General features: G+C 66.6%; 22 protein-coding genes. 2 read left to right on the forward strand and 20 right to left on the reverse strand.

Annotation, left to right across the window (positions count from 1 at the left end; all coding sequences use genetic code 11):
* Positions 1-2: 2 nt before the first annotated feature.
* From HNQ73_RS03585 to HNQ73_RS03630, 10 genes are all read right to left on the reverse strand, one after another.
* Positions 3-623, reverse strand: a complete 621-nt coding sequence (locus HNQ73_RS03585) for a 2-hydroxychromene-2-carboxylate isomerase (RefSeq protein ID WP_183332360.1) — start codon at positions 621-623, stop codon at positions 3-5.
* Positions 624-778: 155 nt separating this feature from the next.
* Positions 779-2,995 carry a 3-hydroxyacyl-CoA dehydrogenase NAD-binding domain-containing protein gene (locus HNQ73_RS03590; RefSeq protein WP_183332362.1) on the reverse strand — a complete coding sequence of 739 codons (2,217 nt, stop codon included), beginning with the start codon at positions 2,993-2,995 and terminating at the stop codon, positions 779-781.
* A 35-nt stretch (positions 2,996-3,030) separates the two neighbouring features.
* Positions 3,031-4,239: an acetyl-CoA C-acetyltransferase gene (locus HNQ73_RS03595; protein WP_183332364.1), complete on the reverse strand. Its 1,209-nt coding sequence runs from the start codon at positions 4,237-4,239 to the stop codon at positions 3,031-3,033.
* A gap of 217 nt (positions 4,240-4,456) precedes the next feature.
* The gene (locus HNQ73_RS03600) at positions 4,457-6,247 is read right to left on the reverse strand and encodes an acyl-CoA dehydrogenase C-terminal domain-containing protein (RefSeq protein WP_183332365.1); all 1,791 of its coding nucleotides are present in this window, start codon (positions 6,245-6,247) and stop codon (positions 4,457-4,459) included.
* 248 nt (positions 6,248-6,495) lie between these two features.
* On the reverse strand, positions 6,496-6,894 hold the full coding sequence (locus tag HNQ73_RS03605) for a hypothetical protein (RefSeq protein ID WP_183332367.1): 399 nt from the start codon (positions 6,892-6,894) through the stop codon (positions 6,496-6,498).
* A 3-nt stretch (positions 6,895-6,897) separates the two neighbouring features.
* On the reverse strand, positions 6,898-7,119 hold the full coding sequence (locus HNQ73_RS03610) for a hypothetical protein (protein WP_183332369.1): 222 nt from the start codon (positions 7,117-7,119) through the stop codon (positions 6,898-6,900).
* A 90-nt stretch (positions 7,120-7,209) separates the two neighbouring features.
* A complete protein-coding gene (locus HNQ73_RS03615; RefSeq protein ID WP_183332371.1) occupies positions 7,210-7,473 on the reverse strand; it encodes a hypothetical protein in 264 nt (87 codons plus the stop codon).
* Positions 7,470-8,312, reverse strand: a complete 843-nt coding sequence (locus HNQ73_RS03620; protein ID WP_183332373.1) for a hypothetical protein — start codon at positions 8,310-8,312, stop codon at positions 7,470-7,472. The genes HNQ73_RS03615 and HNQ73_RS03620 overlap by 4 nt, the downstream gene beginning before the upstream one ends.
* A gap of 66 nt (positions 8,313-8,378) precedes the next feature.
* Positions 8,379-8,852, reverse strand: a complete 474-nt coding sequence (locus HNQ73_RS03625) for a hypothetical protein (RefSeq protein WP_183332374.1) — start codon at positions 8,850-8,852, stop codon at positions 8,379-8,381.
* Positions 8,852-10,228, reverse strand: coding sequence for a pyocin knob domain-containing protein (locus HNQ73_RS03630; protein WP_183332376.1), 1,377 nt, complete (start codon positions 10,226-10,228; stop codon positions 8,852-8,854). Before HNQ73_RS03630 ends, HNQ73_RS03625 begins: the two co-directional genes overlap by 1 nt.
* 138 nt (positions 10,229-10,366) lie before the next feature.
* On the opposite strand from HNQ73_RS03630, the gene HNQ73_RS03635 reads away from it, so the two are divergent.
* Positions 10,367-10,657 carry a type II toxin-antitoxin system HicB family antitoxin gene (locus tag HNQ73_RS03635; protein WP_183332378.1) on the forward strand — a complete coding sequence of 97 codons (291 nt, stop codon included), beginning with the start codon at positions 10,367-10,369 and terminating at the stop codon, positions 10,655-10,657.
* Positions 10,658-10,983: 326 nt separating this feature from the next.
* Here the strand turns inward: HNQ73_RS03635 and HNQ73_RS18215 are convergent, their stop codons facing one another.
* Positions 10,984-11,331, reverse strand: a complete 348-nt coding sequence (locus HNQ73_RS18215; RefSeq protein ID WP_373284848.1) for an HNH endonuclease — start codon at positions 11,329-11,331, stop codon at positions 10,984-10,986.
* The gene (locus HNQ73_RS03645) at positions 11,328-12,563 is read right to left on the reverse strand and encodes an ISL3 family transposase (protein WP_183332382.1); all 1,236 of its coding nucleotides are present in this window, start codon (positions 12,561-12,563) and stop codon (positions 11,328-11,330) included. Before HNQ73_RS03645 ends, HNQ73_RS18215 begins: the two co-directional genes overlap by 4 nt.
* 129 nt (positions 12,564-12,692) lie before the next feature.
* Between HNQ73_RS03645 and HNQ73_RS03650 the strand changes: the two genes are divergently transcribed.
* Positions 12,693-13,004, forward strand: coding sequence for a hypothetical protein (locus HNQ73_RS03650; RefSeq protein WP_183332384.1), 312 nt, complete (start codon positions 12,693-12,695; stop codon positions 13,002-13,004).
* On the opposite strand, the gene HNQ73_RS03655 is transcribed toward HNQ73_RS03650, so the two are convergent.
* The 8 genes from HNQ73_RS03655 to HNQ73_RS03690 form a co-directional block, all read right to left on the reverse strand.
* The gene (locus tag HNQ73_RS03655) at positions 12,983-13,648 is read right to left on the reverse strand and encodes an SAM-dependent methyltransferase (protein WP_183332386.1); all 666 of its coding nucleotides are present in this window, start codon (positions 13,646-13,648) and stop codon (positions 12,983-12,985) included. The two genes, HNQ73_RS03650 and HNQ73_RS03655, sit on opposite strands and share 22 nt — an antisense overlap.
* A gap of 279 nt (positions 13,649-13,927) precedes the next feature.
* Positions 13,928-18,358 (reverse strand): coiled-coil domain-containing protein, encoded by a 4,431-nt coding sequence (locus tag HNQ73_RS03660; protein ID WP_183332388.1) that lies wholly within the window; start codon positions 18,356-18,358, stop codon positions 13,928-13,930.
* Entirely contained in the window at positions 18,358-21,582 is a 3,225-nt protein-coding gene (locus HNQ73_RS03665; RefSeq protein WP_183332390.1) for a transglycosylase SLT domain-containing protein, read from the reverse strand. The genes HNQ73_RS03660 and HNQ73_RS03665 overlap by 1 nt, the downstream gene beginning before the upstream one ends.
* On the reverse strand, positions 21,582-22,103 hold the full coding sequence (locus tag HNQ73_RS03670) for a hypothetical protein (RefSeq protein ID WP_183332392.1): 522 nt from the start codon (positions 22,101-22,103) through the stop codon (positions 21,582-21,584). Before HNQ73_RS03670 ends, HNQ73_RS03665 begins: the two co-directional genes overlap by 1 nt.
* Positions 22,104-22,169: 66 nt before the next feature.
* Complete coding sequence (locus HNQ73_RS03675) at positions 22,170-24,374, reverse strand: phage tail protein (RefSeq protein ID WP_183332394.1); 2,205 nt, start codon at positions 24,372-24,374, stop codon at positions 22,170-22,172.
* The gene (locus HNQ73_RS03680) at positions 24,371-25,012 is read right to left on the reverse strand and encodes a phage connector family protein (protein ID WP_183332395.1); all 642 of its coding nucleotides are present in this window, start codon (positions 25,010-25,012) and stop codon (positions 24,371-24,373) included. The genes HNQ73_RS03675 and HNQ73_RS03680 overlap by 4 nt, the downstream gene beginning before the upstream one ends.
* Before the next feature lie 109 nt (positions 25,013-25,121).
* Entirely contained in the window at positions 25,122-25,433 is a 312-nt protein-coding gene (locus tag HNQ73_RS03685) for a hypothetical protein (protein ID WP_183332397.1), read from the reverse strand.
* A 36-nt stretch (positions 25,434-25,469) separates the two neighbouring features.
* Positions 25,470-25,898 (reverse strand): hypothetical protein, encoded by a 429-nt coding sequence (locus HNQ73_RS03690; protein WP_183332399.1) that lies wholly within the window; start codon positions 25,896-25,898, stop codon positions 25,470-25,472.
* Between the last annotated feature and the right edge of the window lie 54 nt (positions 25,899-25,952).

Here is a 25,952-nt window from a genome sequence, read left to right on the forward strand (position 1 = left end):
GCTCACACGTCGCTGGAATAGGCCGGCCTGCCGCTCGCCAGCATGTCGGCGAGGAGATCGAGCCGGTCCTGCCCCCAGAACACCTCGCCGTCGACGACATAGGACGGCGAGCCGAAGACATCGGCCGCGACGGCATCGGCGATGTTGCCGGCATAGGCGGCCCCGGCCGCTTCGCCGTGTGCCCCCTCCAGCATCGCCGCAGGATCAATGCCGACCTCCGCCGCGATGTCCGCCAGCACTGCCTCGTCGGCAAGGTTCTCGTCCCGCGCCCACACGCCGGCGAAGGCGCGCGCGACAAAGGCGCCCGGGTCGATACCCGCCGCCTGCAGCGCGATGACACAACGGTCGGCCAGCGCCACCTCGAAGGGCCAGAACTTCGGATGGATGTTGAGCGCCACGCCCCGCTTCTCGCGCCAGCGCTGCAGCTCGACGAGCCGGTAGCGCTGGCGCACAGGGTGGCGCCTCGCGAGGGGCAGACCACCCGTCTCCGAAAAGACCTCGCCCAGGAAGACGGGCTTGTAGGTCACGGTGCAACCATGCTTCCCCGCGATGGCGAGGAAGGGTGCGTGGCCGAGATAGGCCCACGGGCTGACGAGGGAGAAGTAGTAGTCGATGCTGCGCATGCCGGCGGGCCTCCGATTTCGTCGGCATGAGGTTAGCCGCCCGGCGCCGCGGCACCAGTGGCCTTCGGCGCACGTCTGCCTGCGCGTTTCAGCGCCGCAGGGCGCAGACGCGAGCCGGCGGGGCCGGCTCGCGCCGATGTCGCTTCCGCCCGGCCTCAGGCCGCCTTCCTGCGGGCAGGCTTGTCCGCGGACGAGGCGTAGAAGCTCGTGTGCTCGCGGGCCATGCGCATCAGCAGGCGGCAGGGCTTGAAGCGCTCGCCGTGTTTCTTCGCCAGGGCCTTGGCGAGGTCCACGAAGGCGGCGACGCCCATGCCGTCGATGTAGGACAGCGTGCCGCCCGTGAAGGGCGCGAAGCCGAAGCCGAGGATGGAGCCCACGTCCGCCTCGCGCGGATCGGTGATGACCTTCTCCTCCACCGCCCGCGCCGCCTCCAGCGCCTGCACCACGAGGAAGCGCTGCTTCAGCTCGGCAATGTCGATGGTGTCGGGGTCGAGCTTCGTCTTCTGCAGCTCGGCGAGGCCGGGCCACAGCCGCTTCTTGCCGCCTTCGGGATAGTCGTAGAAGCCCTTGCCGTTCTTGCGGCCAAGACGGCCCCGCTTCTCCACCAGCTCGACGAGAAGCTCCTCCTGCTCCGGGTCGATCGCCTCCGGCCCCACCTGGGCCTTCGTTGCCTTGAGGATCTTCAGTGCCAGGTCGAGGGCCACCTCGTCGTTGAGCGACAGGGGGCCGACCGGCATGCCCGCCATGCGCGCCACGTTCTCGATCATGGCCGGCGGCACGCCCTCGAGGAGCATACGATGACCCTCGCGCACATAGGCCATGACACAGCGGTTGGCATAGAAGCCGCGGGCGTCGTTGACGACGATCGGCGTCTTTCTGATGGCGCGCACGTAGTCGAGCGCCACCGCGAGCGCCCGGCTGCCCGTCTTCCTGCCGAGGATGACCTCCACCAGCATCATCTTCTCGACCGGCGAGAAGAAGTGAATGCCGATGAACTGCTTCGGCCGCTGCGAATGGCCGGCGAGGCCGGTGATCGGCAGGGTCGAGGTGTTGGAGGCGAAAATGGCGCGCGGACGCATCGCCGCCTCGGCCCTGGCGATGACCTCGGCCTTGACCTTGGGATCCTCGAACACCGCCTCGATGACGAGGTCGCAATCCTTCAGCAGCGCATAATCATCCGTCGCCGTGATGCGTGCCAGGAGGGCGTCGCGATCGGCCGTCCTGGCACGCCCCTTCATGATCTGGTCGCTCATCAGCTTGTGCGAATGGGCCTTGCCCTTCTCGGCCGCCTCCACGCTCTGGTCGATGAGCACGACCTCCATGCCCGCGAGCGCGGTGACGTAGGCGATGCCAGCGCCCATGAAGCCGGCGCCGAGCACTCCGACGCGCCGCAGCTTGGCCGGCGGCACGTCCGCCGGGCGCCGGGCGCCCTTGTTCAGCTCCTGCATCGAGACGAAGAGCGTGCGGATCATCGCCGCCGCCTCCTTCGAGCGCAGGATCTTTGCGAAATAGCGGCTCTCCACCTCGAGCGCGAGATCCATCGGCAGCTGCAGCCCCTCGTAGACGGCCTGCAGGATCGCCTTCGCCGCGGGGTAGTTGTCATGCGTCTCGCGCCGGTAGATGGCGTTCGCCGCCGGCCACACCTGCATGCCGGCCGGCGAATAGACGCGGCCGGACGGGTTCTTGAAGCCCTTCTCGTCCCACGGCGCGACGGCGCTGCCGCCGGCGCGCAGCCATTCCTTCGCCGTCTCGACGATCTTGTCGCGCGGCGCCACGGCGTGGACGAGGCCCATGTTGCGCGCCATCAGCGGACGGATCTGCTCGCCCTTGAAAAGCATCTGCAGCGCATCGGCCGTCTGCATCAGTCGCGCGACGCGCTGCGTACCGCCTGCGCCGGGGAAGAGGCCCACCTTGATCTCGGGCAGCCCGACGCGGGTCACATCGGCATCCGAGACGACGCGGAAGTGGCAGGCAAGCGCAAGCTCGAAGGCGCCGCCGAGGCACACGCCATGAATGGCCGCGGCGAACGGCTTGCCGCAGGTCTCCAGCCGGCGATAGAGCTGCGACAGCTTGCGCGACTGGGCAAAGAAATGGGCGACCGCCTTCTCCTCGCCCTCCGTGCGGGCGAGCCTCGCATATTCGGCGCCAAGCCCCTGCAGCATGGTGAGGTCAGCCCCCCCCGAGAAGGTCTCCTTCCCGGAGGTGATGATGCAGCCCTTGATGGCGGTGTCGTTGGCGACTGTCTCGACGATGGCGGCAAGCTCCTCCATCACCTGCGGGGTGATGACATTCATCGAGCGGCCGGGCATGTCCCAGGTCGCGACGGCGATGCCCTCGGCATCGGTCTCGAAGCGGAAGTTCTCGAACTTCATGGAGTTTCTCCCTGACGGACCGGGATGCCGCCGTCTCAGACCCGTTCGATGATGGCGGCCGTGCCCATGCCGGCGCCGATGCACAGCGTCACCAGGGCCGTCTCCTTGCCGGTGCGCTCCAGCTCGTCGAGCACGGTGCCGAGGATCATGGCCCCGGTGGCACCGAGCGGATGGCCCATGGCGATGGCCCCGCCGTTGACGTTGACCCTGGCGGGGTCGAGGTCGAAGGCCTGCATGTAGCGCAGCACGACGGCCGCGAAGGCCTCGTTGATCTCGAAAAGATCGATGTCCGCGAGGGTCATGCCGGCACGCTTCAGCACCTTCTTCGTCACGTCCACCGGCCCGGTGAGCATCAGCGCCGGCTCCGAGCCGATATTGGCGAAGGCGCGGATGCGCGCCCGCGGCTTGAGGCCGGCCGAACGGCCCGCCTTGCGCGAGCCGACGAGCACCGCTGCTGCCCCATCGACGATGCCCGACGAGTTGCCCGCATGGTGCACGTGGTTGAGTGCTTCGATCTCTGGGTGGGCGTCGATGGCAACGGCGGAGAAGCCGCCCATGTCGGCCATCTGCGCGAAGGAAGGCTTGAGCTGGGCAAGCGCCGGCATGTCGGTGCCTGGCCGCATATGCTCGTCCCTGTCGAGCAGGACGATGCCGTTGACGTCCGTGACCGGCGTCACCGACTTCTTGAAATAGCCGTTTTCCCAAGCCCTTGCGGCGCGCTTCTGGCTCTCCACGGCATAGGCGTCGCAATCGTCGCGGCTGAAGCCGTATTTCGTGGCGATGAGGTCGGCCGAGACGCCCTGGGGCATGAAGTAGGACTTCACGGCGATCTCCGGCTCCACCGGCCAGGCGCCGCCGGAGGCACCGATGCCCACGCGGCTCATGGACTCGACGCCGCCGCCCACCACCATGTCGTGCTGCCCGGACATGACCTGCGCGGCGGCGAAGTTCACCGCATCGAGGCCGGAGGCGCAGAAGCGGTTGATCTGGACACCGGGCACGTGGTGGCCATAGTCGGCGTTGAGCGCGGCGGCGCGGGCGATGTCGCCGCCCGCCTCGCCGACAGGATCGACACAGCCGAGCACCACATCGTCGACGAGGCGCGTGTCGAGATCGTTGCGCTCGCGCAAGGCCCTCAGCGCGGTCGTCGCGAGCTGCAGCGTCGTGACCTGGTGGAGCGCGCCGTCCGGCTTGCCGCGGCCGCGCGGCGTGCGCACATGGTCGTAGATGTAAGCGTCAGGCATTGCGTTTCTCCCGGCAATCCCCCTTCCCGCCGGTGGAAAGGGGGGCGATGAGGGCCGCGGTCCTGCGTCCGCCCGGTGTCCCACCCTGCCCCCTTTCCCGGCAGGGCGGGAAGGCGGAGCTGCAGCGCCGCCGTCCCGGCGGTCGCGACGTCGGGTGAACGGCTTCCGACAACCGCCCCCTCACTTCATTCAAATGCTCCCGCAAGGGGAGGGAACCTCAGAACATCTCCGCCGGCATTGCCATGATCGTGTCGGCGCCAGAGGAGATGCGCGCCAGATGGGCCGCGCTTTCCGGCATCGTCCGCTCCATGAAGAAGCGGCCGGCAAGCAGTTTGGCCTCCATCGCCGCGGCGTCGGCGCCGTTCGCCTTCTTGGCCAGCGCCGCCCGGGCGATGAGCCCCCACATGTAGCCGAGGGCAACGAGCCCGAAGAGGTGCATGTAGTCGTAGGCGCCGGCGCCGGCATTGTCCGGCTTCGCCATGGCGTTGTTCATGAACCACATGGTCGCCTGCTGCAGGTGACCGAGCGCGGCTTCGAGCGGCTTCACGTAGGGCGCCATGGCCTCGTCGCCGGCATGCTCCTTCACGAAGGCGCCAACCTCGTTGAAGAAGGCCATGACGGCGCGCCCGCGGTCACGCGGCAGCTTGCGGCCGACGAGATCGAGCGCCTGGATGGCATTGGCCCCCTCATAGATCATGGCGATGCGGGCATCGCGCACAAACTGCTCCATGCCCGTCTCGGCGATGTAGCCGTGGCCGCCAAACATCTGCTGGGCCCGGACGGCGTTCTCGAAGCCGATATCCGTCAGCACGCCCTTGAGGACCGGGGTCAGCAGCCCGAGGAGGTCATCCGCCGCCTGCTTCTCGGCCGCATCGCCCGAGCGGTGGGCGACGTCGCTCTTCAGAGCCGTCCACAGCACGAGGGCGCGCGCCGCCTCGTTGAAGGATCGGATGGCGAGGAGGTTCCGCCGCACGTCGGGATGCACGATCAGGGGATCGGCCGGCTTGTCCGGCTCCTTTGTGCCGGTGAGGGCACGGCCCTGCAGGCGCTCGCGGACATAGGCGACGGCGTTCTGGTAGGCGACCTCGGACTGGGCAAGGCCCTGGATGGCGACGCCGAGCCGTGCCTCGTTCATCATCACGAACATGGCGTTGAGGCCCCTGTTCTCGGCCCCGACCAGCCAGCCCCTGGCGCCATCATAGTTCATGACGCAGGTGGCGTTGCCGTGGATGCCCATCTTGTGCTCGATGGAGCCGCAGGAAACCTTGTTCGCCTCGCCGAGCGAACCATCGGCATTGACGAGTCGCTTCGGCACCACGAAGAGCGAGATGCCCTTGGTGCCGGCGGGCGCGCCCTCGATGCGCGCCAGCACCAGATGAACGATGTTCTCGGTGAGATCGTGCTCGCCGGCCGAGATGAAGATCTTGGTGCCGGTGATGGCATAGGAACCGTCGCCGTTCGGCACGGCCTTCGTCTTGATGAGGCCGAGGTCGGTGCCGCAATGCGGTTCCGTGAGATTCATGGTGCCGGACCAGGTGCCGGCGATCATCGGAGGCAGATAGAGCCTCCTCTGCTCCTCGCTGCCGTGGGTCGCGAGCGCGGCAATGGCCCCCATGGTCAGGCCGGGATACATGGCGAAAGCCATGTTGGCCGAAGAGGCGAACTCGTTCATCACAGCCGCGAGCGTATAGGGCAGGCCCTGACCACCGTATTCGGGCGCAGCCGCCAGGCCGATCCAGCCCCCCTGGGCGAAGGCGTCGTAGGCCGCCTTGAAGCCCTTCGGCGTCGTCACCCGCCCGTCTTCATGCCGGGTGCATCCCTCGAGGTCGCCCACGCGGTTGAGCGGCTGCAACACCTCCTCGCACAGCTTCGCGCCTTCCGACAGGATGGCCTCGATCACGTCGGGGCTCGCCTCGGCGAAGCCCGGAAGATTGTTGTAGCGCTCGATGCCGAAGACATCCTCGAGCAGGAAACGGACGTTGTCGACTGGCGCCTTGTAGCTCGGCATTCCGTGGCTCCCTCCCGCACTGCGCCTCGACCCGGCAGCCACCCACGGCGCGGCAGGCCGGACGCATCATTGTTCACATATAAACTATCTCGACGCCTTGCGGAAGGGCGCCCGGCAGCATCGTCCATGCCCGCCGGCTTCCCCCGCGCCGCCGCGAGGCGACCCGTGCATCCTGACAGTCATGGTTAACGGGATGCTAAAACTAAGTCATTGGTTTGCAAGGAAGGCGTTCCCAGAGTCGATTGATATTACGCGGAACCCTTGATGAGCCCAAGGTTCACTAGGGCCGTTCTGATTGCCATCAGAAGCTTGTGAACGCCGATCATGTCGGCGCGCAGCTCGTTCACGCGCGTGACGAGATCGTCGAAGGCGCTCTGCGAGGAGAAGCCCCACGGCGAGCTGTTCGTTCCCGTCATCTGCAGCGTCGCGCCGACTGTCAGCGAATAGCTCGCCTGGTCGACATGGGCCGGCTGCCCGACAGGCGAGGCGCCGAAAAAGCCGCGGGCCGACCCGCTATAGCCGTTGATGTAGGGGATAACCGTTGAGAGCTTCCGACGAACGTTGCCCTCGATCGGATGAACGACCCAGATTTCCTCGTCGTCGTGGACCGTTGCCGGCGCTTCCGGCTTTTCGGCAAGCGTGCTCATGCCTCACCTCCGCTCCAGCTTGTCGACGCGATCCGTGAGCGACACCAGCCGCTCCTCGAGGCGGGCGGACTGCGTGACGAGCGTGCTCAGCCGATCCACCTGCTTCTCTACGGCGGCCAGCCGATAGTCCGTCAGCATGTAGAACCCGCCGAATGAGAACAGCATCGTCCCGGCCATGACGAGGTGGCCGAAATTGAATGTCCACTCGAACCGGGGCCTGCTCATCTCGTCGCTCCGCTGCGCGTCCAGCATCCCGCCGCCACCCCTGCCTCGAAAATCTCGTCGACCGTCTGGCGCTCGACGGCCGACTGGAGCTCATTGCCCAGCGCCCGGCACTGCGGATCGACATTGGCCGGTCGAACGGTCCCACAGGCCGCCGCGAGCATAGCAAGCGCGCACGCGCTCACGAGCCGCAGCCATCGCGTCCACCGCATCGCGTTGCTCCCTCATGATGCGATCCGCCGTGTCGGCGCCGCCGATTTGGCGCCCCGCGTCGAATACCTTCCACGTGTAGACGCCGGCCGCGGCTAGCCCGGCGATCACCAGCGCGGCCAGCGCGTAGAGGCGCAATCCCGTCATTGCGGCCGCCTCTCAATGACGACGCGCCCGGTCAGCACGAGCCAGACGCCGATGCCGCCGGCGACGACGAGCAGCGCGAGCGCGGCCACCGCCGGCCAAGAGTTGATGCCGTTCAGGAAAGCAAGGCCGCCGCCGCCAGTCACAAACGACAGCAGGATCGACCACAGGCTCTTGCTTTCGGCTGGTGGCACGTCGTCGGGCGCCGCTTCCTCGTCGGAGATGTCCTTGGGGAGCGGCGTGCGCTCGTCCGCAGCCTGCAGCGCGCCCAGGAATGCCTCGAAGTAGCCGGCGATGAGCTTCGCCTTGTCTGTGCCGTTGACAATTCGCCTGGCCCCTACGGGGTCGGTGGTTTCGCCGTGGAAATAGTCGGAGAGCTTCTTGCCCGTGAACAGGCCCTCGTTCATGCCGACGACGGCGATGCGGGCACTCGTCTCCAGGTCGAGGACGAGGTTCGGCTTGTCAGTGAGCGGCAGGTCGAGCCGCGCCCCCATCTTCTCGTAATTGGAGCGGTGCGTGAGCTGGATGAGCCCGCGGCCGAACCAGCCATCCCGCCAGTAGGGCGTCGTCACGCCTTTCAGCTTCCCCGCCCGCCATGCGGCTTCGAGCCGGTCCATGGCCTGCGCGTCGCTCCGGGCGAAGGTTTCCCGCACCGGCGCCATGGTGCCCCCCGTCTCGTGAAAGACGGAGGCGAGGATGTAGGCAATCCGGCGAAGGTCCGTGACACGCTCGCGCCGGCAGGCGTCCAGAATGGCCTCGCAGCCCTTGACCTGCTCAGTCGTGAGCCGGCCTCCGAAGGGCGCGCGCCGGGCGTAGCTGAAGAACGTCGTGCGATTGATCATCGGGCACCTCGCGCGAGATGCCCGGAGGATGCGGGGCGCCCCAATCAGACGCACCGCACAGAGGCGCTATGGCGGCCACTCCATCGGCACGGCAGCCGCCAACTCGGCCACGAATTGCTCAACAGTTGGCTGCTCGCGCTGCCCGCTCTGGACCTTGTCCAGCTCGGCAAAGACGTAGGCCCACACCGCATCGCGCCATGCAACGAACGCCTGCGCCTCGGCAGCCCATACAGGGTTTGTCGAGTTGAGATAGGACGCGCACGAGACCGCATTATCGTAAAGCCTGGCCTGTGCCGTAGCATCGACATGCGCGCGGATTGCAGCGCGGTAGTCTTCAAGCGTCGGAGGCGCTGGCTCTGGCTCCTGCGGGGCCTCGTGTTCCGGCATTGGAGGGTCAATGAGCGCGAACACGCCCCCTTCAATGCTGACAACCTTGCCGTTCGCGATCCCTTCGATGGCAGCGCGGTATTCATCATCGGTGATCTCTACGCCGCCAGCTATCGGAGACGTGCTGACACAATTGGCAGCTGCCCACGGCATTAGCGTATCCTCATGAAATAGGTGGCACCGATGTTTCTCGGGCGCGTTTCATTCGCGACGCGACCGCTGTTAACACCTCCCGTCGAGCTGTTTTGCGACGACCAAAAGAATTGCGTCACGCCTGCGGCGCCGCCGCCGTAAACATTGTCCCGCGGCTGCGAATGCGTGTGGTCCTGCACTGCGTCATCCTGCGTCGTGCCTGACGCCCCCGCGCGAATGAACCGGCGCTCGGTGTTGATGAGGTGGATCGTCTGACCGTGTATTGGCGACGAGGGCAGATCAATCTCAGCCGTAGCGGTGATGAGCGGCGCAGAGCCGGAGACGCTTTCGTTCGCGAGGACGCCCTGATTGTAGCCGCCTGCGCCGGTCTCTCCGGCGCTCAGCTTCACATAGCGGTACCACTTGTCGGTGGGCGGGGCTCCTCCGCCGAGATGGTCGAACACAGGGATCGGCACCCGGAGCGGAAGCGAGGCCCAAGGATCGGCGGCAGCTTCAAGCGCCTCCTGCACGTTCGTGGCCCCAGGGAAGGCGGTGCTGTCGTCGTAACCCACGTCGACCGCCTGCCCGGCACCAAGCAGCCACGGTTCCCACGTGGCCCCGGCAAGGCGCCGGCGATTGGCGAGCTCCAGCTTGGCGCCGCCCACGAGCAGATATGCCCGCTGCACCACCCGATCGGCGTCCGCCGGATCAGCGACCACCTCGACCACCCAGCGATTCGTCGGGCCAGGCAGCGGCGCGTTTGTTTCGCTCGTCAGAATGTACGTGCCGCGTTGGTCAAGGGCGTTGAAGTCCGTGCCGTCGGGCAGCGCATGCGTGGCGAGGAGCTGCGCTGCCGCCTCCGCCGCCACTGCCCAATCCTCAGCATCGTCTGCCGACGCAGCCGCATCCGATGCCGCCTGCTGTGCCTGGGCCGTGAGCGCCGTGACTGCAGGGATGATGTCGGAGGTCGCGGCGGCGATGTCCTCCACGCGGTCGAAAATTTCGCGCTGTGTCGCCGTCAGGCGGTTGAGCTCCAGGTTGTGATCGCGGGCAGGAACGCCGCGGCCCTCGGCGAACTGGTCAACGCGCCGCGGCCGTCGCCGGCCGGCGATTCGCAGCGCCCCCGTGATCGGCGCATCGAAAGTGATCGTGCCATTCACCCAACAGCCTGGCGAGCCGTAGAAATCCTCGATCTGATCGCCGGCGAACGTCCAATTCGTCACCGGCACGCCATCGAGCGTCACGGCGAGGTCGTCGCCTGTCCCCTCAAATACCGGGAACGGCACCGGGAACGGGCCGGCACTGTTGTTCGGCGTGTAGTCGACACGGCGAGGCGCGTCAGCGATGGAAGGGGTTGGCAGCGGCATGGCGGCGAACGTCTCCGTTGCCGCCCACATTGCTCGCTCGATGCGCTAACGCACCGCACAGCGTCGCGAAAGTCTCATCTTCCAGGATTGCGAAACCATGCGGCGATGGGATCGTTGATATACGCGGGGAAACGTGTCTTACATACGGAGCCCACGAAGGAGATGACTGTGACCACCGATAGTGCCCTGCGGGTGACCGTGACGATTGAACGTCGCGAGGACGGCGGGTTATATGTCTATTCGGACGACCTGCCCGGCTTCGTCCTCTCCCACGCTGATCCAGATCGCGTGCTCGCTGACATCGAGCCCGCTCTGAACGTCTTTATGTCGCAGTTCGTCAACCACGACGTGCAAGTGAAGCCGCTTGTCGATTTGCGAGACGCCTTGGTTGCAAACGGCATTGTGGATGAGCTTCCGAAAGGGCGCACCACCCGCGACTACGTAGGGCTCGCCGCGTAAATGATCGCGTTGCGGTTTCTGCCTCGGGAAAACTGGGAACCGCGACTGAGGTATTATCGCTGCAAGCCTCTGGAAGGGAAAACGGCCCTCAATAGCGCGGAATGGTGGAGGTCCGAATGGAACTTCATCTTTACCGTGCCAGTCGAGGATAATGGCTGCTGCCACGAGGACGCCTTCAGACGCGTCTGCGGAGCAATCATTGCCTCCGCTCCTTCCGACATACAGTTCCCCGGCCCCGATTACCACGAAGGCTGAGCCCCTACTGCCGCCGCTCCGGGACCCCGAAGGCGTTGTTCACGCCGTCCTCAAGCTGGTCGAGCAGCCGGCTATTCGAACCGCGCGAATCGGCCGAAGTGCTTCTGCGCCACCCGACAGTATGCTGCGTGCGCTTCCTCGGGCGTGGAGAAGAGCCCAAGGTGAACATGCAGACGGTTCAAATAGACTGTGGCCCTGTAGCGGCCAGCGCCCTTGTGAAAGGAGACACCCTTCGGCAGATATTTGCCCCGGCGCTTACGCGCGTTTCGCATGTTCTCAAATTTGGAGGCCATCCTTAGATTTGATAGCCTGTTATTCGTCGGGTCGCCGTCGATGTGGTCGATGTCTTCTAATGGGTCGGCGCCATATACCATCTTCCAAATGACTCTATGGACAAGAAGGGCTCTGTTGAATTTCAAGTGGGTTGCCGGGCATGAGGGTTGATCACTGCGAAGTCGAGCTTGCCGGCGATCAGGAAGATGACGGTTCTGATAGTGGTGAAGCGGGTGAAGCCGCGAGCGCGGCGCTTGGCGGACTGAAACAGGCCGTTGAGCGCTTCGAGGAAGCCGTTGGTCTGGCGGGTCTGGGCCCAGGCGACGATGCCCTCGAGGTGGCGACGGACCATGGCGGCGACCTCCTTCATGGGTTCGACCTTGGAACGCATGACGCAGGTGCACCAGTGCTTGAGCATGTCGCGTGCCACGTTGATCTGCTTGCGCGCGAGGATCTCGCGCAGCTGCTCCTTGTAGACCCAGGCGCGCGCGGTGCGCACAGTGGCCATCCTGGCGATCAGGGCATCCAGATCGGCGGCAGCCTCGGGCTTGAGGCTGGCGCGGTTCTTCAGCAGCGACCAGCGCATCCTCTTGAGGGACTTGTCGCTGCGCTGCTCGATGCGGCGCATCCTGTCCACGGGCGCATTGGCGTGCCCGATGACGTGGAACTTGTCGAAGGTGACGCGCGCGTTGGGCAGGTGCTCGGCGCAGCCCCTGATGAACGCTGGCGACATGTCGATGCTGACGGACGTGATCTGCTCCGCAGGGCAGTGACGGCTTTGCAGCTCGGTTGTCAGCTGGGCGATCGAGTCGGCGCCGCGGCCCTCCGCCACGGCGATCACGCGTCGCTCAGTGGCGTCTGCGGCGAGCGTGATGTAATCATGCCCGCGAGCCCGCGACGTCTCGTCGATGGCCAGCTCGCGCACCGCGGACAGGTCCGTTTGCGCCAGGGCGAGCTCCACGTAGCGCTCGCAGAGCGCGGCGACACGGTGACGGCTCACGCCCACCAGGCGCGCCGCCGCGGCAAAGGTCATCTGCTGGCACAGCAGCAGCACCAGGGCTTCGAACAGCAGCGTGAAGCCCGAGAGCTTGCCGGCCCACGGCGGATCGACCTGGCGGACGCTGCCATCGGGCAGCTTTACCCGGGGGACACGCACTTCCAGGAAGCACTCGTGCTGGAAGAAGTTCAGGTGCCGGTAACGCTTGGCGACGGTGTCGTGAACCGGATGCTGGCCCTCCACGCCAGCCAGCGCGAAGCGGCTGCCGGCGATGAAGTCCACCCGGATGGTGAGCGTCTTGGCCGCCAAATCGAAGTCCGCGCCCGTCACCTGCCACGGCGGAGAGACCCCCAAGGCAGCCTCAAACAGCTTGTCAGTCATACCCGATCCCGTACCTGCTCAGGTCCAGCTTACCCACTCGAAATTGAAAAGAGGCCGAAATTATAGTAATGAAACACCACGGTGACGCTGGGGGTGCTCATGAGCCGAAGCAAAGCGAGTGGATACAGCTTGACCAACAGGGACGCCTCTATCGTCCTGGGCATGGTGGCTCGCGGAGATCGCGACCATGACATTGCGGCTTGGTTCGGGGTGAACCAAGGGCGCATCGCCGAGGTTAAGGACGGCAAATTTGGATCGATCAGCGCTGCGCCGGCTCACGAACTGCCCCCGAAGGGGCCACCGGGTGTGAAGGGTAAGCGACTGCGTGCCGCCGTCGGTCGAGCGCTGGAAATACTATCGAGCGAAGGTAGTCAGGGCGTTGCCAAAGCTGTCGAGGTCTTGCAGCAGGGATTAGAACGCTACGACGCCAACGAAGATTGACGCCCGTTGCTCATGTTACTTGAGCCTGGATAATCAGTTCGCCGCTCCAAACTGCGGCGACAGGGTGGAATCCAAACTAGACGCGGCTCTCCATCTGCTTTCTTGTTCCAGACAAACCATGCATAGCCGGTGGCAGTCGTGGCCCTTTGATCGAGGCGCCCCTTCACCATTGGCACGCGCTCAACGAATTGCGCGAAGATAGCGGGCGGGGCCTTTGCGAAAATGTTCTCGTAGCGGCCGACGCTTTCGAGAAAGACCGTCCGTGCAAGAATGGCAACGCCTGTCCGGGCGACGCTCAAGGCTCGCAGGACAAAATCTTCTGCCAAACGAAATGGAGGATTGGTGATCACCCAATCAACCGCGTTGGTCTCGTACGGATATGTCAGGAAATCTCTGATCTTGCCGTAGTTGTAGTCAAAGGCATCGTACGACTGGACCTCGCGAAAGTACTCTTTGAGCACTCTCGCCATATGACCGGCCCCGCAAGCCGGCTCAAGACAAGTTAGCTGGCCGAACTCGCGTGTCCATGGCGTAAGGACGTGCTCGAAGAGCGCACGCGTCGCCCACGGTGGCGTCGGAAAATCATCTGGACTGTCAGCGGGCTCGCTCCGCTGTGACATCACCGCATGCGAGGTGTTCTGCATGGCGCCCCTCCCATGACGGACATCAGGGATCAGTCATAGTTTAAGATTGGTTAATGGCGTTTACAGTGATTTGGCTACAAGAAGCAAGCGCCCACCCACATTCACAACCATCCTTCCCTGCGACTTGCTCAGGCTCCCCGCCGCCTTCCCAGCAAACCGCCCGTTCCACTGCGGAGAGGCATCTTCACGATACTTCCATCGGAGCGTGCCGGTATCCGCGTCGTAAGAAAACCGACGCAACAAATCAAGTCTGTCAGGAAGTTCTCTTGCAGGCGCCATTTACCTCACCCTATCAGGTATACCGAAAGCATTATTGACCCCGTCCTCTACTTGATCAAGAAGCCTCCTGATCCAGAACAAATTCTGGAAGAACATCAGCCGGCGCAGCGCCGTCGTGTCCGAAGCCGTCCACTCGCCGGTGGCGGCGGCGCCCGTCACCTGGGAGACCTTCTCGATCTTGCCAGCCGTCGGCCCAAGTAGCGCCGACAGGACCGAGCGCGACGCGTAGCGGGACAGCGGCCGGTCGGCTCCAATCAGCCGGAAGGCGTCTAGCTGCCCCCGCGTCGCCTTGGCCGTGAGCGAGTTCACTTCGTCGAACCACCCCATGACACCGGAGCGCGACAGCCCTTCCTTGATCCAGTCCTGCGGCCGGTCGCTGGCATCCTGCCCCGCGGCCCACGTGTAGGCCCGATACGACAGCATGCCCAGCGCCACCGAGAAGATGAGCCCCTGCAGGGCAGCAGCGTCGGCACGCTGCAGATTCGCGATCAGCAGGCGCTCGTTCGCCGCGGCGATGAACGACTTGAACTGCCCGAGCAGGCTCCAGATCGGATCGCTCATCCAGAGCGGCCGTTCAAGGCCGGGCGTCACCACGAGGGCGTCGGCTTCCTTGCCCATGGCCGCCTCAAAGGCGAGCGCGGCGCCGCGATCCTGCCAGGCACCCGTGTTCGGCAGGCGCACGCCATCGACCACCTCGCCGCCGCCCTCCTCATTGAACGCCTTCCAGATGCGCTCGGCCATGGCCGCGTCGATGTTGTTCTCCGCGAGCATGGTGATGTCTCGCTTGCTCGCCCGCCCTTCCACCACGCGGCGGATCATGCGCAGGTGCTCCGACGACGCCACGGAATAGGCAATCGTCTTCACGGCATCCGTCCACGGGCCCTGGAAGTTGACGAGCTGCGAGCGATTGGCACCCCACTGCAAAGCGCGCTCGAAGCGGGTATCGGGCCGGTAGCCCTCAATCAGATCGTTGAGCTGGTGCGCGCGCAGGTTCAGTTGCGTCTCGATTGCCACGCCCATCGCCCGCGCCTGGCGCTTGGCTGCGCCGTAGACCTGCGATCTGCCGACGAGACGAGCGAAGAATGGCCGCCAGCCATCCGCCAGCACCCGCTCAAAGCCGTAGCGGAACACCACGCCGGCAGCATCGGCAAACGAGTTGACCGTCGCGCCGCCAAGATCGGCGATGGTGTTCCAGGCTCGCGCGGCTGCCGACACGCGGCCGAGCATGCGGCGGTCGGCACTCCAACCATAGATGCCACGAATCCGGTCGCGCGTGGCGGCGAGGTCGCGGATGAGCTGGTTCCGCTCCTTCTCGATGGCAATGCGCTCCGCCTCGGTCTTGGCAGCCGCGGCCTTCGCTGCAGACGCTTCGTTGATCCGCCGCATCTGCTCCGTCATGTTCACGTCGCCGAAGCGGGTCGTCAGATGCAGGTCGGGCAGCACCGTCCGCATGACAGTGCTCATGACGTGCTCGACGTCCTGCTCGACGAAATCCCACACGAGCTGCGTAGGGATGGCGAAGTCGCGGGACTTGAGCGAGCCCCGCAGGTCGTCCGACTGCCTCACGCCGCCGGGCTGCGGCGAGGCGATATCGTAGGGCAGGCGACCATCTGGCGAGCCGAGGATGCGGTCGATGATCTCGTCGGCTCGGCTCGCGATCTCATCGGGCGTCCAGTCGTAATCCGTCTCGACGATGCGCCGGGCCGCCCGGTCCACTGCCCGATCCGCAGCCCGCAACCGCGGGGCGTCCTCGGCACGGCCGGCCGCCGCCTCGTCCCGCGCCTTGAGCGCTGCCACGGCATCCGCGGCGGAGTTGCCCTTCCAGCCGCGCAGCTCCTCCTCGAGACGGGCCCGCGTCTTCTCCATCGCCTCATCGGCAAGGGCGCGCGCCCGCTCAAGGATCGCGCGCTTCTCCTGGGCCCGGTCGAGGCGATCCGACAGGATACCGAGCCGCCCGCGGTTCGCCCGCTCCGCCAGGGCAGCCTCGTCGACGCGGGCCTCCGCAATGCCGAGCTGCCGCGCCTTCCTCCTGCCGGCGCGAATTGCCTTGTCGCGGGCCGCGCGAATATCGGCGATTGCCTCACGCCGAGCGGCGATGATCCCCGCCACCTGCTCGGCACGGGCACCGGGCGGCACCGGCTGGCCGACGGCCTCCATCGCCGCCAGCTCGCGCTCGAGGTCATCGAGCGTCCGCGGCACGCTCTCGCCCCGCAGCAGGTAGTACCAGTCATCGGCCGTCTGCGGATCGACGCCAGCCTCGCGCGCCATGTCGTCGAGGATTCGCACCATCTCGTCGACGCGCGCCGCCTTGGTCGGCTGTCCGTTCTCGTCGACGAGGAACCACCAGGGCGGATTGCCGCGCTGGGCCTCGTCGATGATCCGCAGCACCTCGTTGTACGACGGCCGGCCGTCAGGGAAGGCGAAGCCGAAATGGTCGTAAAGGTATTCGCCCCACTCGTCGATGGTGCGCCCGCGGCCCGTCTTGCGCACGAGGCCGACTACCGCGCGGGCGTCGCCGAGAATGGCCACCACCTCGCCGTGGTCGTCGACGATGCCGCCGTTCTTCGCCATCCAGGCAAGGAAGCTCGGCAGCCGGTGGCTCTTGTTGCGCCCGGTCAGGATGTTGATTGCCGTGCGCACGTCCCCGATGAGGATCGAGCGCTTTTCCTCCTTCTCGATCTTGTCGAGGTCGGCTTCGGTGATCGGCTTATCGGCGCGACGCAGGGCCGCCAGCTCGCGCTCGAGCTCGCGCAGTTGCTCGGTCAGCTCGGGCGAGCGCAATTCCGCCTTCATCGCGTCGATGAACTCGGCGAGCTCCGAAATCTCCTCCGCGATGAGCGAGGCCCGCTCCTCCAGCGCGTCAGTCCGCGCCGCCGTGCGGCGCACCTCCATCCCGCGCTCGTCTAGCCGGGACTCCAGATCGGCCGTGCGCGCGGCAAGCCGCTCCTGCTTCGCCTCCAGCTTGGCAATGGCCGCTTCGAGCCGGTCGCGCTCCGCGACCAGCTCCATGATCCGCTCGCGGGCGGCGACCTTCTCCGCCTGCTCGGCGGCGAGCCAGTCCACGATGCGCTTCTTGAAATCGTGGCGGCGAGCGGCGATGACCGACTTGTTCCAGATGCGCGCGAACCACGAGGGGTCGCCCTTTGGCCCGTCCACATCCTCCGGCAGCAGACCTGCCGCCTTGAGATCGCGCTCGAGCGGCTTGAGGATGTTCGCGCGCAGCTTTTGCGCCGCCTCTTGCACTTCGACAATCGGGTGGACATCACCGGACATGAGCGCCCGCGTCACCTCGCGCTTGAAGTCGCTATATGACAGCTTGTCGCCGTTCCGTCCGAGCAGGTCGTCGAGATTCGAGCGCGCGATGGGGGCCGTGTTGGGTGCCTGGTCGCCGTAGCGATAGCGGATGAACGTGTCGCGCAGCGTGTCGCTCGTTTCGATGGCCGCACGCACCTTCTGCAGCGTGACGATACGGGAGACGGGCGGCCCGCCCAGCGAGGTCGGGATGCCGAGCGTGTTGTCCTCGAAGCGCAGGACCGTTTCGGAAAGATCGGCCATCGCCCGCTTCGCCGGCACGTTGTCCGACGAGAAGATGCGCAGCGTAGGCGACGTGCGCTTGATGAGGTCGCCGATGACCGGCACGCGGTCCAGCCCGAACGAAACCAGCCGCAGCTCGCGCGGGTCCGTGGCCGCCGCCCCCGCGAAAGCCGGCATTGCAAAGCCGTCCCGCACCGACGGCTCCTCGACGCCTGCCTGGCGCGACAGCGCCGCGCGGTCGACGTCCAGAGCCGCTTCCAGCGCCCGGCGCTCGGCACGCGAGAGCAGCGCCGCCGCGCCGCCGCCAATGAGGCCCGACAGGAGAGTAGCCGTGCCGATGTTGATCAGCGATTCCTCGGGCGTGCGCGTCACCTGCGACGCCTGCAGCGCCGCCTCGGAGACCGTCGCCTGCAGGCCGCCGGCGAGGCCCACAAGCCCGGCCGACTTGGCGATGGAATAGCCGCCCCGCACGGATCGCACGAGGCCCGCGCCCGGCAGGAAGATGAGCGGATCGATGACACCCGCCGCGATGCCTGCCGCAATGCCCCAGCCGCCTGCATCCTCCAGAATTTGTCGGTCGCGCTCCTCGGCATCGATACGCGCCATGATCGAGCGCGTTTCCTCCTCGTTTCGGGAGGTGAGGAAGCGGTCGATATAGTCGCGCTCATAGCGCGTGCCGCGGATCGTCTCGAGCGGGTTGTGGTCAGGGTCGGCCGGCGCCCGCTGCTGAGCTTCGAGCGCCCGTATGAGCGAGGCCACCGAGTTTTCCATGCGAAACGCCGAGCGGATCGTGTCGCCGATGGTCGGCTCGTAGCCCGCGAATGGATTTGGTTCCGGCCGCCCCGTGACCTCGCGAAACTCGAGGCCGGTCGGCTGTTCCTCGGGGAAGAGCGGCATCAGCGATCTCCGAAAGCAGGCATGGAGAGACCGAACGAGCCCGGCATAGGCAGGCGGACGTTCCGCGCCGCCGGCGACTCCAGGAATGAGCGGATCACCCCAGCCCGTCGCCGATGCTCCGCCAGGGCCGCCTCTGCATCGGCCCGGAAGCGAAGCGGGCGCCCATCCGCATCCTCGAGCGCGACAAACCGGCCATCGTCAGTCTTGATGACGACGCGATACGACGGCGGCTCTCCGCGGCTCCACTCGGCATCCGTCTGCCGGTCGGCAACCAGGCGCCGCTCGGCAGCGATCATCCGGTCCGCCCGCTGCCGCATTTCGCCCGGCCGCTGCTCCACCGTCTGCACGTCGAGCTGCGTTTCGATGGCCCTCCGCACGTCCTCGTCAAGCTGGTCCGTGATCCAGTCGTGCGAGCCGCCGATGGTGGGATAGAACTTCTCCGGCGGGTTGCGCATGATCTCGCCGCCGTTGGCGGCCGACGGCCCCCATACGCGATTGACGCGATCCGCAGCGAGTTTCGTCGCGCTCGCCTCGTTGCCCGTCTCCGCGTAGGCGATGGCGAACTCGCGCACGAACTCCTGCCGCAGCGTGGCGGCCATGCCGGCATCGCTCGGCACGCCAGCCTGGCCAAAGCCGAGGAAGCCGCCGTGGCCGAGCTTGTTGCGCACGTCCTCGACCGTCCAGTCCTTCGCCAGCTCCTCCGCTTCCTGCCGCAGCCGCCGGCGCGCCTCGCGCACCGAGGGATCGTCAGCCCGCTTCATCTCCGCCATGAGCTGGTCTGGCGTCATGTATTGCCGACGGTCCTGCCACAGGCGCAGGTTCGTCTCGATGTCCCGCCCGTAGACGCGCTCGAAAGCCTGCGGGTCACGCCGATACTCGGCGTCGAGGATCGAGTAGGCGGCCCCCATCTTCTGCGGGTCGCCGGACCGAGCCATGCCGGTGATCGTGTTCACGATCTCCTCGTTCGCCATGAACAGGCCGAGCTGGTCGGGCGTCAGCATGGCAGTGATCTGTCCGAGAAGCGGCTGGGCATTCTCGGGCGCAGCCTTGATGGCCGTGACGATGTTGCCGATGTCCGTCTTGGAGAACACGGCATCCGAGGCATCCGGGTTGGCCTGCTTGACGATTTCGAGCGTGCGCTGGCGTTCCTCTATCGAGGCCCGCAGCGCTTCGACGCTCGACAGGTCGAGCGGCTTCGGCACGGGAATGCCCGTCTCCGGGTCGACCTTCCCGTACAGCGTCGGCTCCTCGCGCAACGCGCGCGTCCGCGCCTCCGCCTGCCGGTTCCAGACTTCGATCAACTGCCGGGCGAGCGGGTCAACCTCGCCACGGGCCGCCGCCGCCTCCGCCTGGGCCACGAGCTCCCGGAGCCGCTGGACCGGCAGGCCGGCCGTCTTGCCGGCCGCTTCCGCCACGGCAAGCCCATCCAGAATTTCCTTGCGCAGCTTCGCGTCCGACACCTTCGGCAGGTACGTGAGCAGGTCTTCCATCTCCTGCTCGGTCGGCTGATAGCCGTTGTCGAAGGCGCCCTTGATGCCAGCCCACGTCTGCCGCGCGCCGTCATTGACGATGGTCTGAAAGCGGCCAAGCAGCTCATGATAGACGGGGCTCTGCTGCCATGTTCCGGCGGCCACCGGCACGGTCGCGCTATCGGCCCCCTCGACCTTGCGAATCCAGAGCTGGGCGAACTGGCCAGCCGTCATGTCCGGCGTGCCGCCATTCATGGTCACGGCGCTCATGCCGACGATATCGGCCGCCCGCGCGTTCGGGTTGCTCAAGAGCCTCGCCGCGCCTGCGGCGCCCTGCTGGTGGGCAAGGTAGAGCTCGCCGTCTGTCACCGGCCGACCAAGCGTCCGTTCCAGATAGCGCTTGTTGTCGAGCAGGAGCCTGGCGGCGGCATCCGCACTCGCGACGGGATCGTGCGGGCTCGCGCCGCCGCCGTACTGGCGCCACGTCGACGGGATGAACTGGAACGGCCCGGCCGCCCTGGAATTCGGGTTGATGGCGTTCGGGTCGAAGCGGCTTTCGATCCACGCGATGCGAAACAGAAGGGAAGAGCTGAGTCCGTACTTCTCCGCCGCCATGTTGACAGCCGCAGCGATCTCCGGCGGCGGTTGCCGCGGCGTAGGCGCGGCCTGCCCGCCACCGGCGCCCAGAGCGCGGTTCTGCAGGCCGCCGAGGGCTTCGATGGCACCGCGCGCTGAGGCGCGGGCCGCTGGCTCCAGCCTCGCGGCCTCGCGCTCCATCTCCAGATCGTCCGCTGCACTGTGCGCCCCGTAGCGCCGAAGCTCCTCGATGACGGCATCTGTTTCGGCATCCGGCACTTTCTGCCCGCTGCGGTAGAGCTGCCGGAGCGTTAGGGCGCGTTCTTTCGTCTCCTGCGTCAGGGCGCTGCGAACGGCGTTGGCACCCTCCAGATTTCGTTTGATGAGGCCGAGGTACTGGATCCGATCTTCGGGCGGTAAACCGGCCACGCTGTTCAGCGCGTCCTCGGCTGCTTTCTGCGCGCGACTGAAATTGCCATCGCGCTCGTAATCGCGCCTGGCCGCGCCGACGATGGCCATGGCCGTGAGGCGGCGGTCGAACCGCTCGGTGTCGAGCTGCGCCATCTCCTCGGAATAGGCGAGGTTCGGATTGCCAACCATCTGCCGCCGGATGTCGTCGGCGTCCGTCAGGAGCTGCGCGTATTCCTGCGTCGGCGTCCCGTCGGGGTTCTTGTCCGCCCCGCGAAACACCATGTCCTCCAGGCGGCTCTCGACGTCCTCGCGCCGCGCTTTCAGCGTGGCCAGCGCCGTCTGCTCGTCATAGCGACGCTTGTCGTTGACGAGGTTCGAGAACGCATTGCCAGCCACCCGCGTTGCGTAGGTCCGCAGCTTGTCGCGCAGGATCGGGCTATCCCGGCCGACCGTGCGCGCGTACTCCTTCGCCCACGCCTCGAACTCCGCCGGCCGGTGCTGGTACTGCGCCCGCGCCTCGGCAATGTCCTTGTCGATCTGGAACTGCGCCTCGGCAAACGCAGTCTGGTGCGCCATGGCGTTGTAGGCAGCAAGGTCGTCCGCCGCCTGGTGCAGCGCCTTCCCGACGTGCCCGACCGCCTCCGCAATGGCCGTATAGGGCCGCGTGAGCCTGTCGACCGGAACCACATGCGGATCGCGCGTGCTCGGAACGTCCGTGAGCTGCTGCCGGACGCGGCCGGCGCCGGATGCCTCGAATGCGTCGACCATTACCAATACCCCGCGGTCTGCCCGGCCCTCAGGAACGAGCCGGCACCCGAAATCGCCTGCCCCGCGGCCGAGATGAGCGATGCCGTCCGATAGCGGCGGCTCGCCCGCAGAAGCGCCATCGCGTCGCCCTCCGCGACTGCCGCCTCGTTCTCGATCCCCATCGCCCGCAGGCGCTCATTGCTCACGGCCACACGGCGCGCCCGGTCGTTCGTCACCCGCGCACGCTCGCCAAGGGCGCGCGAGGTCGGGCTGTCGACCGACGCGCCTTGGGCTGCACGGATCGCGTACAGGTTCTGCAGGGACTGGTTGAGGTCTTCGCGGAATGCCGTGTCGACCTGAATGCCGCGGACCTTGGCCGCCTCGGCCGCGACCTTGAGACGTTCCGCCTGCATGCGGGCACGGCCGGCCTCGAGCTGCGCGTTGACCTTGCTCTGCTGTCCGCCGGCGAGCGCCGAGAAGATGCCGGCGCCGGTGCCTGCAGCATTGAGCGCCAGAATGCCGGTAGAGACAGGATCGCCCATGATGACCCTCGCAATTCTCGAGGGCCACACTGCCGCGCGAGGCGAGCGCAGGCACCGCACACCGCCTCAGATCGTGACTTCAGTCGTCAGCTCAAGGATGGTCAGCGAGCCTGGAAGCGACTGGACCAGCGACCACTCGGGATCGATGGCCCGGCCGAGAACGCGCGTGCGGTACGTCTCGTCGCGCATCGGCGGCGGCTCCTCCTCGTTCTCCCCCGCCCGGTAGAACGGCACGAGCCAGCCGGCGACCTCTATCGCCTGCGTCCGCTGCACTGTCGCCGCAACCTGCTTGAGACGGCGCCGCCGGAGACGCTGCCGCTGCGACTGTCCCTCGGGCGCATGCGGGACGAACGGCGTGACCTCGACTGTGAACGAGAAGCCGCCCGTCATTCCCACCGCGCTCTGCACCGGAATCTGGCCCGACAGCGAGCCGTCCGGCTCAATCGTGTAGTCGCCGCGATACCACCCGGCCTGCACGACCGAGAGCGTCGTGCCCACGGCCCAGTTGAACGCATAGGTGTCCCCCAGCTCGACAGGATCGCCGGGCGCGAACTCGACAGGATCGCCGGGCGCGAACTCCAGAACCTCCGTTCCCGTGCTGCTGGCGAGCGGCTGGGCCGCGTCGACCAGAAGGCCCTCATCGAACACCTCGACGAAGCGGAGCTCCTGCCCGCCCACGTTGTAGCTCGCCGTGACGATCACGTCGGAACCGCCCGAGGCCACCCATTCGATGCGCCCGGCCCCATCCCACGGCACCCACCCGACATACGATCCGGCCGACCGGCGTTCCTGGTAGCGTCCCACGGCGAGCGTGCCGTCCTGGCCGTTCGCCACGTACAGATACCGCTCTGCAGTCGTGACATCGGCCGAGCTCGCAGTGATCGCAACGGGCGACTTGATGAGCGGCGAATGGTACTGCGTCAGGTCCTCGATTATGTAGGGCCGTGTCGTCTGTCCGGTGCCGACGAGGGCGAACACGCGCGTCAGCGAGGCGTTGACGAACACCATGCCCTCGGACGTGAGCACCGGCCGGATCGTCGAACACGGATCGTCGCTGATCCGGCGAAACGAAATCGAGCCAGGCACCAGCGGATTGTTCTCCGACACAGGGACGTAGTAGACGCCCTTGTCGGTGAAGATGAACTCGTCGGCGCCGCCCACCACGTCCCGCACCGTGCAGTTGTCCGGCACAAACTCGAAGATGGCATCCTCCGGCTCGCCGCCCACGAGGAAGTCATTCACGGTGCCGGTGGCGGAATAGACCACCGCCGATCCCACCTGCGGGAAGTCGCAGAAGATGACGCGCTGCTGGTCCTTGGAGACGACGCGCGGCCATCCCCGGAAATCCGACATCAGCGCCTCTTCCCAGAGGAACGTTGCCGCTGGCGCGGCGGCCGACTGCGATGAAACCGTCATCCTCGAGCGCGGTCCGGCCACCACTTCGCTGGACTGGAAGCCCGCCCAGTTCTGCGTCACCAGGATCGTGGCCGTCGTTCCGGCAATCCCGGTCACGACGCCGCGCGCGCTGCTCGCGACGCCCTCGACGATATCCCCTACCTGCAGGCCGGAGACAGTGTTGAAGGTCACGTTGTAGGTCGGCGGCAGCTCCTCGATGACAGTCGCCGTGGCGCTCGTCGGGCTGTTGACTGCCGTGATCTCCACCTGGCGCTCGGCATAGCGGAAGCGCACGCCAACGTGACCCGGATCGAGCACAGGCTGGGAGAAGGTCAGCGTGATGCTGCCGGACCGGGCGGACGGCTGCACCGTGATACCGCGGCCGAGAAAGAAGTTGTGGAATGGTGCGCGGATGGCGCCCGTCGGATCAGTCGCGAATGCGAAAACGCTATGCGTCCACAGGCCGATCGATGGCGTGTAGTCGAAAAGCTGCGGCCGGATGCCGGGCCCCGAGATGATGACAACGTTCTGCGACTCCGCAAAGCGCAGGTCGCCGATGATGTCCGCCGTCCACGGCATGCCCGTGATCGTCTGGGCCGTGAGCGCCCCCTTCCTGCGAAATGTGATCCGCCCGGGCTCCAGTGCCATGTACCAGGTTTCGCCGGCGGTCGGCTGAACGATGTCCGCGCGTCCGGTCGTCGAGAACAGGATGCGACGGCCCGGACGCCGCTTGAGCGCCCGCGTGCCGAGAATGCGCACGTTCCGGGCCCGCTTGAGCCCGGCGCGCATGATGTCCGTGTCGTCGCCGCGGGCGGCCGTCGGGTCGAGCTGCCCGGCTGAAAAGTCCCGCTGCGCAATGATCTGCGCATTGATCATCGGCCAACCCCACCATACGGCGGCACCGGTAGGAACGCGCGCCCGCTGCCGCCCGCGCGCCGCTCGGCCGAGCGCGAGCGCAGGATGGCGCGGGCCGGCGTCTGTTGGTCGTGCCGCGTCCTCAGCTCCGCCAGCATGTCCTCGACATCAGCGTGCCGGCGGCGGGCGTTGTCCGTGTCCTCGTTCAGGCCCTGCAGCAGGTACGCCTCGACCTTGGCAATGCAGACCTCGACGAACCCCGGCGGCCACTTGTCCGGGTCGGGGGCCCGCACATAGAGGATGGTCAGGCCCTGGTCGTGATCGCAGCAGAGCTTGTCGTCGACGATCTCGTACCGGTTGAGCGGGACCGAGCCTGGGCCGCCGTTCAGCCCGATCCAGACCGACGAGACGTGCAGGCAGTCGCCCGGCAGAGCGTAGGCTTTCGACAGGAGCGGATGCGGCGACGACGGCAGCAGGCCGGCAAGCGGCACCGTGCGCGTGGCAAAATTCCAGTCGTGCTTCGCGATCAGATAGCCGACGGCGCGCCGATAGGCCGATTCCGCCATGGTCCAGGCATCGGAGCCGTCATACTCGACGTTGAGCCGGTTGTTGCCGGTGCCGAGCAGTGCATCGTTGATGATGGAAAGCCGACTTGCCATGCGCGGTCTCCCGAATTGCCCGCACGATGGCGCTCGCCCCCGGACGATGCACCGCACATGAAAAAGCCCGGCACGAGGCCGGGCCTTTCGTCCGCCGAGACGGTGAGGGTCAGCCGGCGGCGTTCAGTTCCGCCGCCTTCTTCTCCGCCTCCTCCTTCGTCAGCTTCTCGACGACTTCTTTGTCGCCGTCCATGACGGAGTAGGAGCCCTTGCCGCGGTGGACCGCCACGAACCGCGGCTTGTCGCCGGCGGCCGCTTCATCGCCAGCCTTGGCCTCGGGCGCCAGCTCCTGCTTCTTCTCCGCTGGAAACGGCTGGAAGCTCCACTCGCCCGGATGGCCGACGACGGCCTCGCGTGCGTCGATGGTGTAGAGCTCGGCAGTCGCGCCGCTGCGGTGATAGATGGTGATCTTCCTCGGCATTGTCGGTTCCCAGGATCAAATGTGGGAGCGCCCCTCTTACGGGCACTCCGAAAGCCAGGCCGAGAACGTGATCGACGGCGTGGTCCCACCTGCAATCAGCCGCAGCCGCAGGTAGGTGAACTCATCGATCAGATCGTTCGAGACCGGAATGGCGTACCGCCCCGTCGGCGACGTGCGGGCACCACCGGTGCGGGCCGCGGTGGGGCCGATCTCAAGCATCGCAAGGTTCTCGATGCTGCCAGAGAAGTTGGCGGCATCCGCGCCCTGCAGCAGAAACGTGTACAGCTCATCCCCGTCGGTCGCGTCGTAGCTCGTGACATCGATCACGAGCGCCATGTCCTGCCGCCCCTTGCCAATCTTGAGCACGACATCCGAGCCGTTCTTCTGGACGTTGCCCGTCGCCGTCAAAGTCACGCCTTCGCCGAACAGCGTGTTGGCGTCGAGCGGGTAGTAGCGCTTCGCCATTGTCCTATCTCCACCCTTCCCGTTGCAGAAAGGGGCCCGGCGTACCGGGCCCGC

Origin of the sequence: Chelatococcus composti (assembly GCF_014201415.1) — a bacterium.
Taxonomy (GTDB): Bacteria; Pseudomonadota; Alphaproteobacteria; order Rhizobiales; family Beijerinckiaceae; genus Chelatococcus_A; species Chelatococcus_A composti.